12 protein-coding genes are annotated in these 12345 nt (G+C 63.0%); all 12 read right to left on the reverse strand.

Annotated features, from left to right (window positions below):
- A partial coding sequence (locus tag AB4Z11_RS08400) for a type II secretion system protein (protein WP_442024334.1) occupies window positions 1-243 on the reverse strand: 243 nt, incomplete at its 3' end.
- Window positions 237-707, reverse strand: a complete 471-nt coding sequence (locus tag AB4Z11_RS08405) for a type II secretion system protein (RefSeq protein WP_442024336.1) — start codon at window positions 705-707, stop codon at window positions 237-239. The genes AB4Z11_RS08400 and AB4Z11_RS08405, both read right to left, overlap by 7 nt.
- 4 nt (window positions 708-711) lie before the next feature.
- Window positions 712-2727, reverse strand: coding sequence for a secretin N-terminal domain-containing protein (locus AB4Z11_RS08410; protein ID WP_442024338.1), 2016 nt, complete (start codon window positions 2725-2727; stop codon window positions 712-714).
- Window positions 2727-3374 (reverse strand): hypothetical protein, encoded by a 648-nt coding sequence (locus tag AB4Z11_RS08415; protein ID WP_442024340.1) that lies wholly within the window; start codon window positions 3372-3374, stop codon window positions 2727-2729. Before AB4Z11_RS08415 ends, AB4Z11_RS08410 begins: the two co-directional genes overlap by 1 nt.
- Window positions 3371-3919: a hypothetical protein gene (locus tag AB4Z11_RS08420; RefSeq protein WP_442024342.1), complete on the reverse strand. Its 549-nt coding sequence runs from the start codon at window positions 3917-3919 to the stop codon at window positions 3371-3373. The genes AB4Z11_RS08415 and AB4Z11_RS08420 overlap by 4 nt, the downstream gene beginning before the upstream one ends.
- Window positions 3916-4455 carry a PilN domain-containing protein gene (locus tag AB4Z11_RS08425; RefSeq protein WP_442024344.1) on the reverse strand — a complete coding sequence of 180 codons (540 nt, stop codon included), beginning with the start codon at window positions 4453-4455 and terminating at the stop codon, window positions 3916-3918. The genes AB4Z11_RS08420 and AB4Z11_RS08425 overlap by 4 nt, the downstream gene beginning before the upstream one ends.
- Window positions 4452-5276 (reverse strand): hypothetical protein, encoded by an 825-nt coding sequence (locus AB4Z11_RS08430; RefSeq protein ID WP_442024346.1) that lies wholly within the window; start codon window positions 5274-5276, stop codon window positions 4452-4454. Before AB4Z11_RS08430 ends, AB4Z11_RS08425 begins: the two co-directional genes overlap by 4 nt.
- Entirely contained in the window at window positions 5269-6954 is a 1686-nt protein-coding gene (locus AB4Z11_RS08435; RefSeq protein WP_442024348.1) for a GspE/PulE family protein, read from the reverse strand. The genes AB4Z11_RS08430 and AB4Z11_RS08435 overlap by 8 nt, the downstream gene beginning before the upstream one ends.
- The gene (locus AB4Z11_RS08440; RefSeq protein WP_442024350.1) at window positions 6951-8135 is read right to left on the reverse strand and encodes a type II secretion system F family protein; all 1185 of its coding nucleotides are present in this window, start codon (window positions 8133-8135) and stop codon (window positions 6951-6953) included. Before AB4Z11_RS08440 ends, AB4Z11_RS08435 begins: the two co-directional genes overlap by 4 nt.
- A 15-nt stretch (window positions 8136-8150) precedes the next feature.
- Entirely contained in the window at window positions 8151-8597 is a 447-nt protein-coding gene (gspG, locus tag AB4Z11_RS08445; protein ID WP_442024352.1) for a type II secretion system major pseudopilin GspG, read from the reverse strand.
- Window positions 8598-8760: 163 nt separating this feature from the next.
- Window positions 8761-11946 (reverse strand): S8 family serine peptidase, encoded by a 3186-nt coding sequence (locus tag AB4Z11_RS08450; protein ID WP_442024354.1) that lies wholly within the window; start codon window positions 11944-11946, stop codon window positions 8761-8763.
- A gap of 39 nt (window positions 11947-11985) precedes the next feature.
- The coding region (locus tag AB4Z11_RS08455) for a PEP-CTERM sorting domain-containing protein (protein WP_442024356.1) at window positions 11986-12345 on the reverse strand (360 nt) is incomplete at its 5' end.

The raw sequence follows: 12345 nt of genomic DNA on the forward strand, positions 1-12345 counted from the left end.
AAGCGGCACCGAGCGCAGGTATTTTTTCTCGACCAGTTGCTCCAGGCTGTCCGGATAGCGGCCCGTGTCGCCGTAATACTGGTCGATTACGGCGCGCATATTGCGCAGGTTATCGCCGAGGATGGTTTCCTTGGCCTTGTCCACGCTGGGGAAATAGCGCGGTACTGCCAGCGTAAGCAGCAGCGCAATGATGCCCAGCACCACCAGCAGTTCGATCAGCGTGAAGCCTTTTTTTCTTACCATTTGCGGTACGGGATGCCGTTCAGGCCCACCGCCTCCGATGTCGAAAATACGTCATACACATCCTCGCCTTCGCGCGGATCTTCCGCCTCGCTGGCGTAGCTGCGCTTGCCCCAGGTCTGGGCATCGGTCAAGTTCGTATCGCTGTTAAAGGGATCGCGCGGCACGCGGCGCAGGAAGAAGATCTTGGCGCGCTTGGCGCTCTTCTGATCCGGCACGCCTTCCACCAGCGTCTCCAGACTCTTCGGATAGCCATTGCCCACAATGCTCTTGGCAATGCGTCCTTCGTCGTATGCGACCTTGTAAGCGTCGATGGCTTTGCGGATCTCGTGCAGGTCGCGGCGCAAGTCCTGCTCATTGCGGCGCTGGACCACGGTCTGCCCAACCGGGATCGCGAGCGTCGCCAGCAGGCCGAGAATGGCCAGCGTTACCAGCAGTTCGATCAGCGTAAAGCCGCGTGCGTGCATCGGCTTACTGCTGCTGGTTCTGCGCAGGCTGCACCTGCTGCGTGGACGCCGGCGGCTGCACCACGGACGGTGTTTGCGGCGGCGGTGGCGGCGGCTGCGTCACGCTGGTCGCAGGACCCGGCTGCGTGTTCGACAACGGCACACCGCTCGGYGCCGACAAGTCCGGCGCACCCTGGATTTGCTGCGGCACAGCGCCCGCTGCCGGAGCTGCCGGCGCCGGTGCCGGCGTTGCACCCTGACGCGGCGGCAGCGTCACCAAGGCGCGCGGCGCCACATCAGGCTTGCGGCGGAAGTTCGCGTCCGTACCAGCAGAGAATTCAGCGGCCGAAATTTCAGGACGCTGCAGATTGCGCACCAGATGCGGCGTAATCGACAAAACGATTTCCGTCTTCTGGTTATCGTCCGTCTGCACGCCAAACAGGCGGCCGACGATCGGCAGATCGCCCAGGCCCGGCACGCGGTTGGCCGACATGCGCTCTTCGTTGTTGATCAGACCAGCCAGCACTTGGTTCTCGCCATCCTTCAGCTGCAGGAAGGTCGACGCCTGGCGCGTGCCGATCTGGTAAGCCGTGGTGCCAGTCTTGGTTTCGACCTTGTTGACGATGTTGCTGACCTCCAGCGAAATGCGGATGCCCACTTCATTGTTCAGGTAGATGGTCGGTTCGGCATTCAGCGTCAGGCCAACGTCGACGTAGCTGACGGATTCGGACGCGAAGCCCGCAGTACCGGGCGACACGGTGGTGGTAATCACCGGCACCTTGTCGCCGATCAGCACCTTGGCCTTTTCCTTGTTGCGCACACGGATGCGCGGACTGGCCAGCAGATTGGAATCGCCATCGGTGCGGTTTGCCTTCACCGTTGCGCTCAGGGCGCTGATGCCAAGCGTGCGGCGGTTCAGATTATCCAGGTCATACAAAGTCAGCGAGTCGCCACCGGAAATCGACAGCGGCGTCAGCGTGGCGCTGGTCGGAATGTTCACGCCCAGGTCCATCAGGCGGCCACGCTTGATCTCGAGGATCTCCACATCCAGCATCACCTCTGGCTCGGGCTGGTCCTGGGTCGCGATGATCTTTTCCGCGAGGCGGATCGCGTCGGCGCTGTCGCGGATGATCACGAGGTTCAGTTTTTCGTCCGCCACCACGTCGCGCGATTTCAGGATGGTCTTCAGCGTATTGGTGACTGCCTTCGCATCCGCGTTCGCGAGATAGAAGGTGCGCACTACGGTTTCCTGGTATTCCTTCAATTTGGCCGCGGTGTTCGGATAAATCAGGATGGTGTTCGCATCCATCGCCTGCTGTTCCAGCTGGTTGGTCATCAGCAGATAGTAGATCGCCGATTCCACGGTGCTGTTCTTCAGCATGATGGTGGTGCGGGTATCGGTCTTCACATCCTTGTCGAACACGAAGTTCAGGCCCGAGCGGCGCGCGATGATGTCAAACACCTGCTTCAGCGGCGCTTCGCGGAACTCGATGGTGATCGGCTGCTTGTAGGCTTTGGACAGGCCATTGTCCGCAGTCGCTTGCGGTGCCTTGTCATTGATCTCGCGCAGCAGCGCACGCGCTTGCGCGTGGTCCGGCTTCTCGGACAGCACAGCGTTGACCTTGATCCTGGCGGTGTCGAAGTCCTTTTGTTCAATCGCCAGCGAGGCGCCAGCCAGCAGCTTGTCGTAGCGGTTTGCCGCTTCCAGCGCGCGCAAACCGGCGCGGGCACGCTCGTTCTGCGGATTCAGCGCCAGCACGCGTTGAAGTTCCTGCGCCGCGAGATCGTACTTGCCTTCGTTGGTGTAGCGGTCCGCCTGCTCGATATAGCGCACCGTGGCTTTATCGCGCGCCCGCAGATAGGTGGCGCGGTATTGCGCATTGCCTGGATCGGCTTTGATCGCTTCCTGGTACTTCAGCAAACCCGCTTCGATCTGGTCGCTCTCAACCAGATTATTAGCATCGCGGTAGGCCATCTGACCCGCACAGCCGCTCAACGCCAGCACCAGCGCCGACAGCGTCAGTATTTTCTGACTTGGCATCACTCGATTACTCCAATATTTAGCTGCTGCACCTGGTTCATGGGCAGGTAGGTCATGGTCATGGTTGGCGGTGCGATGTTGTCGACCCGGTACATGCCATCGATAACAGTGCTTTTTCGCACCACATAGGTTTGGTCGGCGCCGCGCGAGAGGTAGACCTCCCACTGGCCATCAGCAACCGCCTTGCCGATTACCGCGAACGGCAGCGGCGGGGCAGTCGGCGGTGGCGGCGGCGGTGCCTGCACTGGCGGCGGCGGTGGCGGTGGTGGCGGATTCCAGGTCTGGCCGCCAAACACACCATCAGCGCTCTTGAACGAACCGTCGCCCGCTTCGCCGATCAACTGCGCACGCGGGATGAGCGGCAGAATGGCAACCGGCTGCTTGTCGGCGCCGCCCGTCGCGCGCGCCAGGGTTGGCGCAGAAGCCGGTCCAGCTGGGGACGCCGCCGCAGCGGACGCGCCGGCGCCCGCAGTGGCCGCGGTGGCTGCAGCGCCCTGCCCTGATGCAGCCGATGTCGGCCCGGTGTGCTTGGCCGGCGCGCGGTCCGCAGATTCGACAACGCTGCTGGACGGCGTCTTGTCGCCGAACAGCACGAGTCCCGCAGCAACCAGCAGGGCCGCGCCCATCGCGATATGGCGCGGCTTCATGGCTGCACTCCCGTGTCTTTCAGATACAGCGTAAAGCGCAGGCGCGCTTCCACCACAGGATCGGTGATGGTATCGCGACGGAAGTTGACTTCATCCAGCGAGGCAAACGGCATGGCAGCCAGCGCCTGCATGCTGAATTGCCAGATATTCGCGTATGGCCCGCGCACCGGCAGATTGATCTGATAGGTACTGACCCGGCTCGCCTTGTCGTAGCCGAATTTGTACTCGCCCTGGTCCAGCGACAAGTTGGTTTTGGCGGCGATGCCGAACAGAGTCCTGATCTGCTGCTCCGCATAGCGCTTCTCACCCAGCGCTTCGTAAAAGGCGGCCAGGTTTTCATTGGCATTGCGCGGCGGCGCTGCCTCCACCAATTGCGCTGGCGCCGCCGGCAGCGTGGCAGGAGCAGCCTGCAAGGCCGAACGCGCGAACAGCGCCCAGGCCATGCCGGCCGCACCGACGATCAGCAGCGCGGCAGCCACGCAGGCCGCCGCGCCGGCGCGCTGCGTCAACAGCTGCAATCGCAGCAGGAAAGCGGATGCGTTCATCGTGCCCTCCACTGCGCTTCGATCTGGAAGCGGATCGGCCGGTTCGGATCGCCCGCATTGATTTCGTGGCGCACCAGTCCAGCGCCGGTAAAGAACTCTTCCTGCTTCAGCTGCTCAATGTAGGCCACCATGTCGTCCGCATTGCGTGCCTCGGCGGTGATCTTGAGGATCTGCTTGCGCGCATCCGGTTCCAGCGCCACCAGCGCAATGGCCGGAGGCGTGGCCGACGCGACGGCGTCCTGCAGCGCGCGCCATGGCAGGTTCAGTTGCAGCACGGCGGTGTTGACGGCATTAGCCTGCGCTTCCGGGATCGCCGTTTCAGGCAGCCGCGCAGGCGCGCTGGCAATCGCCTTCTTGCGGGCCGCGCTCAGTTGCTGCTCGCGTGCTTCGCGCTCTTTTGCGTTTTGCAGTGAGAGCGCAGCGGCAGCAACGCACAGCAGCAAGCCCACCGCGCCAGCCACCATCACGGCCGGATGGGTGCGATACAAAGTGCGGCGCCAGCCCGGAGCGGCGAAATCGATCTGCATTGGCTTCATGCCGCACCTCCGGCGCAGGCCAGCAGGCTGGCGTTGGACAAGCCTTCGCTCCGCCCTGCGCCCAGCTGCATGGTGGTGACGTGTCCATCCTGCGTAGCCGGTTTCGCCAGCGCTGCGGGCACCGCACCAGCCAGCTGGATCAGCTGCGGCGTTTGCATATCGAACAGCAGCGCCTCACGCTGCGCCATCTGCGTCAGCCAGTAATGATCGGCGCCATGCGGCACCGGCACCGTGCGCACGGCGCGTAATTTTCGCTCTTCAATGGCAGCCAGCATCATCACACTGCCATGCATCACGCCGAACCAGGCATTCGGCTTGAGCGACTTGTGCCAGCGGTTCCACACGCTGATGAAATGCGGCACGATGCCGGTCACCGCCAGACGGCGCTCGGCGGCCACTTTCTCCAGCAGCGCCTTCAGCGCGCGCGGCATGGCGGCGGCAAAGAAAGGCTGGTCGGCATCCCAGTCGGCAGTAACATGCCAGGCGGCAGGCGTCTCACCGAACAAAGCATGGAAGCGCAGCATGGCCGCCGCTTCCAGGTCGGCCACACGCGCGGCTTGTGCGGGCGGATTGACTTGCCACAGGCGGGTCAATTCGTCGCCCAGCACGAAGCTGACCGGCCAGCCGCCCACGTCCTGCGCGGACAACAGCTCCCGCAACGCAGCGCCCAGCGATTCCAGCGCAGCAGCGCCGGAACCGGATGCGAAGCTTTGCTCGGCCAGCACTTCCGGTGCGGCTTTGCTCCAGCGCGAAACGCGCAACAGGCTGACGGCACCGGGCTCGATGCCGATGCAAAGGGACTGCCCGAGTTTTCTACGCATGAAGGGTCACCCTCTTGATCTCGGACAGCGTGGTTCCCCCGCGGCGCACCAGCTCCAGCGCGGCCTGCCGCAAGCTGCGTGTGCCGCTGGCGTAGGCCGCGGCCTTGATCTGGCGGATCGGGCGCTTCTCCACGATCAGTTCGCGGATCTCGTCGTTCAGCACCAGGATTTCCGCAATCGAGCGGCGTCCCTTGTAGCCGGTGCCGCGGCAATCGCCACAGCCCTTGCCTTCCTTGAATTCGTAATCGAAAACATCGGCGCGCGTCATGTTCACGCTGGCCAGTTCTTCGTCGCTCGGCGTGTACTCCGCGGCGCAGTGCGGGCAGTTGATGCGCACCAGGCGCTGCGCCCAGATTCCGTTCAGCGCCGACACGAAGGCATAGGGGTCGATGCCCATGTGCGTAAAGCGGCCGAACACGTCGAACACATTATTGGCGTGGACCGTGGTCAGCACCAAGTGGCCCGTCAGCGCGGACTGCACGGCGATTTCGGCGGTTTCACGGTCACGGATTTCGCCCACCATGATCTTGTCCGGGTCGTGACGCAGAATCGAGCGCAGGCCTTTGGCAAAGGTCAGGCCCTTTTTCTCATTGACCGGAATCTGCAGTATGCCCGGCAGCTGATATTCCACCGGGTCCTCAATCGTGATGATTTTTTCGCGGCCGTTATGAATCTCGGTCAGCGCCGCATACAGCGTGGTGGTTTTGCCGGAACCCGTGGGACCGGTCACCAGCAGCATGCCATAGGCTTCTTCGGCCAGGGTGCGCAGCGTGGCCAGCGACGGCGCATCGAAGCCCAGTGCTTCCAGGGTCAGCGCGCCGTAGGATTCGATCATGGCGCGCTTGTCCAGAATACGGATCACCGCATCCTCGCCGTGAATCGACGGCATGATGGACACGCGCAGGTCGATCTCGCGGTTGTTCGATTCGACGCGGAAGCTGCCGTCCTGCGGCACGCGGCGCTCGGCGATGTCCAGTTCCGCCAGCACCTTCAGGCGCGAGATAATCTGTTCCGCGATATCGACGCCGTTGACGGCCGTGGCGTGATCCAGCACGCCGTCCACACGGTATTTGACCGCCAGGCCGCCGGACGTGCTTTCAAGGTGAATATCGGAGGCCCCTGCTTTCAGCGCGTCGTACAGCGTGGAGTTCACCAGGCGCACCGCCGGGCTGGCGGCTTCGGACACCGAGGCAAACGACAGCACGGCTGCCGTCTTGCCATCGCGGCGGGAATTATCACCATCCGTCAGCAGCGTATCGACAGCACGCGCCGACTCCTCCTGCTTGGACAAATAGGCCTGGATATCCGATTGCAGCGCAAGCCGCATCTGCAGCGGCGCCTGCGGCGAGCAGCGCGACAGCGTGGACAGCCAGGTCTGCAAATCGATATCAAACGGGTCGGCAATCACCCCAAGCACCACGCCGTCATGCGCGCGCAGCAGCACGCAATGGCGCGCCATGGCTTGCGACAGCGGCAGCAAATCGAAAGCCGGCTCGAAAGCCAGCATTTCCACCGTTTCCAGCACGGCCAACCCGAAAGGCTGGGCCAGCGCACGCACGGCGACGCGCGGCTCGATGCCGGAAATGGCTTCCAGTTCTTCCACCAGGCTGCGCTTGGTCTGCGCGCGCTGGCTCCGGGCGCGGGACAGCAGTGCCGCGTCGATAGCCGGAATGGTCATGACATCTCTCCGGCAAGATCAAAAATAGGCATGTACAGCAGCACCACGATGGCGCCGACCACCAGGCCGATACAGGCCATCAGCAGCGGTTCGAAGGTGCGGGTAAAACGGTCGATCCAGCGGCTGATTTCGCCGTCGTAGAAAGCAGCGGATTGCGTCAGCATCGGCCCCATATCGCCAGTGCGCTCGCCCACGCGCAGCATGCGCAGCGAGATCGGCGTGGTCAGGCCGTTGGCATCAAAGGCGGTGGACAGCGGCAAGCCGGATTCGATCATGCCGCGTGCGCCTTGCAGGCCCTGGCGCACATTGGCCGACACCATGCCTTGCACGGTGTCGATGGCATTCAGAATGGTGATCCCGCCCTCGCTCAGCATGCCCATGGTCAGGTAGAGCCGCGACAGCTCGTAAATGCGCACGCGTTCGCCAATACCCGGCAAGCGCGCAACCAGCCGCATCAAGCTGCCGCTGGCCAGCATGCGGCGCACGGCAAACACAATGGCGCCCAGCACCGAGAACACACCGGCCAGCAGCGGCGCCGTGTGCGCAGCGGCGAACTGGCCCCAGGTCAGCATCACTTGCGACATCCACGGCAGATTGCCGCCCGCGCCCTGATACACCTCGGCGAAGCGCGGCACCACATAACCGATCAGGAACATGGAGACGCCGCCGCCCACCAGCAGCAGGATGCATGGGTAAATGGCGGCGCTGACGATCTTGCCGCGCACCAGATCGATGCGCTGCTGGTAGTCGATGTAGCGCGCCAGAGAGCGCGGCAGATCGCTGGTACCCTCCGCCGCTTTCACGATGCCCACATACAGCGGCGGGAACAACTGCGGCTGCTCCGCCAGCACGGTGGAAAAGCGCTGGCCTTCACGCAGGCCACCCAGCAGGCGTTCCAGCACGCTGCGCGTGGCGGGAGCGGCTTCCTTTTCCAGCAAGGCTTCCAGCGCTTCAACGATGCCGAGTCCCGCGTTCAGCAGCGCCAGCAGCTCCTGGCTGAACAGCACCAGCGACAACGCCTTGGCCTTGCCTGCGCGCAGGCCACCACGCTTGGGCGTAATCGCGCTGACGAATAATCCGCGCGCCTCCACCTGGCGGCGTGCGTCGGCCTCGTCGCGGCCATCGACCACGATGTGGCCGATCACCATTTCCGGCGACAGGGTGCGGACGTCAAACTGCATGACTGAAAAGGAAGCTTATGGGGCGCTGGTGATGTCGGCGTTTTCGCCTTCGCCGCCCGGCTGGCCGTCTTTGCCCAGCGAGACGATTTCGTACTCGGCTTTGGCGCCCGGCGCTTTGTAAATGTAAGCGTGGCCCCATGGATCGGGAGGCACGCCCTTCTTCAGGTAAGGTCCGTTCCACTTGGCGCCTGCGGTCGGCGGCGCCGTCAGCAGCGCGGCCAGACCTTCTTCGGTGGTGGGATAGCGCCCCACATCCAGGCGGTAGGTATCCAGCGATTTTTCGAAGGCTTCGATCTGGGCCTTGGCGATGGTGACCTCGGATTTGCCCAGTTGCGAGAAATATTTAGGACCGACGTAGGCGGCCAGCAGGCCGATGATGACGATCACCACCAGCAATTCCAGCAGCGTGAAACCGGTGGCGCGGCGTACCGCGTGATGACTGTGAAACTTTGCTGCTTGCATCCGAACGACTCCTTGTAGTGCTGCGCGGCAGGAACGCGCTAGCGTATCACGCAGTTTAAGTAATTAACAACGTTTTCGGCAAGGACTGTGACCGATTCCAAACACCCAAATAAAAACAGCCGCACAGGCTGCAAAACCTGTGCGGCTGTTGAGACAGATGTTATCAGTCTTGCAGCTTGGCTTGCGCACGATCCTGTTCTGCGGTCGGCACGGTAGCGGTGCCGGTGTCCACGCGCAGGACGGTGGTCGCCTGGTTCACGCCATTCTGATCCAGGAACTGTGCGCCACCGAGGTAGGTCTGGTTGTTGTCCAGGCCGGACCAGCTCACGCCAACGGTCATGTTGTTACCTGCGGTGACCTTGCTTGGCAGGCCCCAGGTCAGCTTGGCGCCAACGTCGGCCGAGGTCACGATCCAGGAGTTCAGCTTGTGCACCATGTTGTTGGTGTCCGGACCGTCGTAGGCATCAACGCAGACCAGGTAGTTACCAGCAGCCGGCGATGCGATCTGCACGGACTCGTTGCTGCCACCGTTGCCGGAATACAGGAACGCACCGCTTGGGGTTACTACTGCCAGATCGTTGTCATCATCCGGAGAACCGGTGTCACGCTGGCTCAAAGCGAAGCGCGCCACAATGGTACCTGCCGGAACAGACACGTTGTACACCTTCACGCCCTGCGAATCCACACCGGCTTTGCAGGCGGTCTGGAAGTTCGCCGACGACAGCGGCTTGGCGACCAGGGTTACGGCGTCACCAACGGTGGCCGCCTTCAGGCCGCCCTTGATGGCGCTCATGGTGCCGGTGTAGCCGGTCTTGACTGCGAACAGGCGATTGCCGGCTACGCGGTCAGCCGTCAGGTTGTCCTGAGCGGTGATGGCCTTGCCTGCACGTGCCTGTACCGGAATGCGCACATTGTGGTTGTTGCCATCACTCCAGAGCAGGCTACCGAACTGCCACACGTTCTGAGCTGCGCCAGCGGCGCTCAGCTTGACGGTGAAGGTGCCGGTCTGGCCCGGCGCCAGGTTCAGCTGGCTAGGGGTGACGACGGTAGTGAAGCCCGGCACATTGGCTTGTGCGTTGTAGGTAGCCGAAGCGCCGCCCACATTCTTCACACTACGCCTTACCGTTACCGAACCCTGAACCGAGGATACGGTGATCGATGGCAGGTTCAGGTTGTAGGTTTCGTCCAGCGTGCCATAYAGGTTGCAGTCGGATGCCGGCGTAACGGCAGCCTTGTTCACCTTGCACTGGTAAGCAACCCAGTCTGGCTTGCYGGCGTCGTACACCAGGCCCGGATCGACCGCCTTGTTCGGATCAACGTGACCAGCGCCCTGTGCCCATGGCAGCAGGCCATTCTGCTGGCCTGGCAGATTGTCGTTCAGGGTGGTATAGCCGGTGGTCATCAGTGCCGATTTGATGGCGGCTGGCGACCAGTCAGGGTGCGCCTGGCGCAGCAGCAGTGCCAGACCGGCCACGTGCGGGCTGGACATGGAAGTGCCCTGGTAGGAGGCATAGGAAGCCGAAGGTACCAGCGTTCCTGCCGCTACTGCGTTGTGCTCGGCAGGGGTCAATGCCGGGGTCACGCTCGCAATCACGTCCACGCCTGGTGCAGTCAGGTCCGGCTTCAGGATGTTGCTGTCGCCCATGTTCGGGCCACGCGAGGAGAAGTTCGCCATGATCGGCGCCGGCTGGATGCCTGCGTAGAACTTGCTGATCGCTGCGTTCGCGGCGGCGCCTTGTGCTACGGCATAGGATTTGATGGCTGCGCCGTCGGTTGCAGTCACGTGCACGGTCGGCACCGAGTGGATTTCCGCCACCAGGCCAGCACCGTTATCGGCCATCACCATGCCGACGCCACCGGCGTTCAGCACGGCCAGGCTCTTGTCCACGCGGGCGTTGGTACCGCGGGTGCAGATCACGACCTTACCGGCGACCTTGGCCGGGTCCAGCAGTACCTGGCCCGGGGCCGGGCTGGAGCTGAAGCACAGGCTGGCGTTACCGCCGCCAACACCGGCGTCCTCTGCGCGGATCAGCGGGCTGGAAGCCAGCGGCACGTTGTTCATCGAAGCGCCGGTGTATTTGGCACCGTTGCCCAGATTCACGTCGCCCGAGAGCGCGCGGTCGTGGGTCGAAGCTGCGACGGTCGTCAGCCACGGGCTGATGTGGGCAACAGCGTTGGCTGGACCGCTATTACCGGCAGAAGCGGCAACAAAGACGCCTGCCAGCGAAGCGCGGTAGAAGGCTTGCTCAACCGCGTCGTTGACCGAAGTCTGTGAGCCGCTGATGGAGAAGTTGATGACGTTCACGCCATCCTTCACAGCATCGTCGATCGCCTTGACGGAGTCGGAGTTGTAGCAGGTGTTGGTGGCGTTGGAGCCGTCGTCCGCAGACGGGTCATCAAAGGTCCAGCATACCTTGTACGCTGCCACGCGGGCGCGCGGGGCGATGCCGGAGGCGGCGCCCATATCGAGACCGGAGATCGAGACTGGCACATTGCTGTTACCAGCCGAAGTGGAAGCGGTGTGGTCGCCGTGGCCGCCATGGCCGGTCGACACGCCGTTGCTGCCGATGTTCGAATCACGCGGCGAATAGAATTCGCTCCAGTTCTTCTTGGCGCCGTTGCCCGAAGCCAGGAAGCCGGCGTTGTAGAACTTCGCGCCGACCAGCTTGTTATTGCAATGGGTCGCCGGGTCGAAGCCCTCGCCCGCCACGCAACCACCGGTAAAGCTCGCCGGAGCGGAGCCGTACACCTGGGTCCCCGAAGGATCGAAGGTCGGTACCTGGTTGTTGTCTACGCGGTCAGCGAAAGCTGGGTTTTCCGGCCAGATACCGCCGTCAACCACGCCGATCACCAGGTTTTCGCCCTTGGTCAGGGTACCGCCGGCAAACTGCGACCACAGGCCGCCAGGTGCGGTCAGTCCCAGGAAGCGCGGGGTGGAGATGGTGTCCATATGGCGCACGGCGTCGGCCTGCACGTCGGCCACCGCCGGATTGGCTTTCAGCGACAGCACTTCCGCGTCGGTCAGCATGGCGGCAAAGCCGTTCAGCACCACGTCGTATTGCGCCAGCACGGTCGGATTGCCAACGGATGCCAGCACATCGATCTGACGGGAACCAAGATAGTTCACGTAGTTGCGCACTTTTTCAGCGCGGTAGTCAAAGGTTTCGCCTGGTGCAGGCTTGGTCGCATCCAGGCCGCTGATGCCGCCGGTGTAGGTTGCGGCAGGCTGGTCTTGCAGCTGCACGATGTATGGACGGCGCTGTTCGTCAGCGGAGGCAGCCAGCGACAGGCTGGTCAACACGGCCAGAACGGCCAGCGATACTGGACGCAAGTTCAGATTCAGTTTCATGTGGTTTCCCCGAATTAGGTTAGCAAGATTGGCGCAGGCTTAAACTGCGCGGCGACGGCGAATTGCGCCGAGGCCAGCCAAACCCAGTCCGAACAAACCAATGCTGACTGGTTCAGGGACGGTGACGATGTCGTCCACCGCAAAGTTTGCAATGCCGCCACCGCGGGAGCAGTTGCCGGAAGCGTCGCAGGTGTAGGCGTAGAGCAGGACGTTGGTGAAGGTGTCCGTGATCGAGCTCAGGTTGTAGTTCGCAAAGCTGAATGCACCGTTTGTTGGGCCGTAGAGCGGAATCTGGTATGAGCCGCCGACGAAATTGAAATCGTTATCGAGACCCTGCACCAGCAGAATGGCGGAAATGTTGGCAAAGGTCTGGCCAGCGCCAACCAGGCTGGCTGCCAT

It is taken from the genome of Pseudoduganella sp. RAF53_2 (assembly GCF_052113985.1).
GTDB lineage: Bacteria > Pseudomonadota > Gammaproteobacteria > Burkholderiales > Burkholderiaceae_D > Rugamonas.

Coding starts and splice junctions, on each gene's coding strand:
- AB4Z11_RS08405 (WP_442024336.1), bottom strand. CDS start 707: ATGCACGCACGCGGCTTTACGCTGATCGAACTGCTGGTAACGCTGGCC.
- AB4Z11_RS08415 (WP_442024340.1), bottom strand. CDS start 3,374: ATGAAGCCGCGCCATATCGCGATGGGCGCGGCCCTGCTGGTTGCTGCG.
- AB4Z11_RS08420 (WP_442024342.1), bottom strand. CDS start 3,919: ATGAACGCATCCGCTTTCCTGCTGCGATTGCAGCTGTTGACGCAGCGC.
- AB4Z11_RS08425 (WP_442024344.1), bottom strand. CDS start 4,455: ATGAAGCCAATGCAGATCGATTTCGCCGCTCCGGGCTGGCGCCGCACT.
- AB4Z11_RS08430 (WP_442024346.1), bottom strand. CDS start 5,276: ATGCGTAGAAAACTCGGGCAGTCCCTTTGCATCGGCATCGAGCCCGGT.
- AB4Z11_RS08435 (WP_442024348.1), bottom strand. CDS start 6,954: ATGACCATTCCGGCTATCGACGCGGCACTGCTGTCCCGCGCCCGGAGC.
- AB4Z11_RS08440 (WP_442024350.1), bottom strand. CDS start 8,135: ATGCAGTTTGACGTCCGCACCCTGTCGCCGGAAATGGTGATCGGCCAC.
- gspG (WP_442024352.1), bottom strand. CDS start 8,597: ATGCAAGCAGCAAAGTTTCACAGTCATCACGCGGTACGCCGCGCCACC.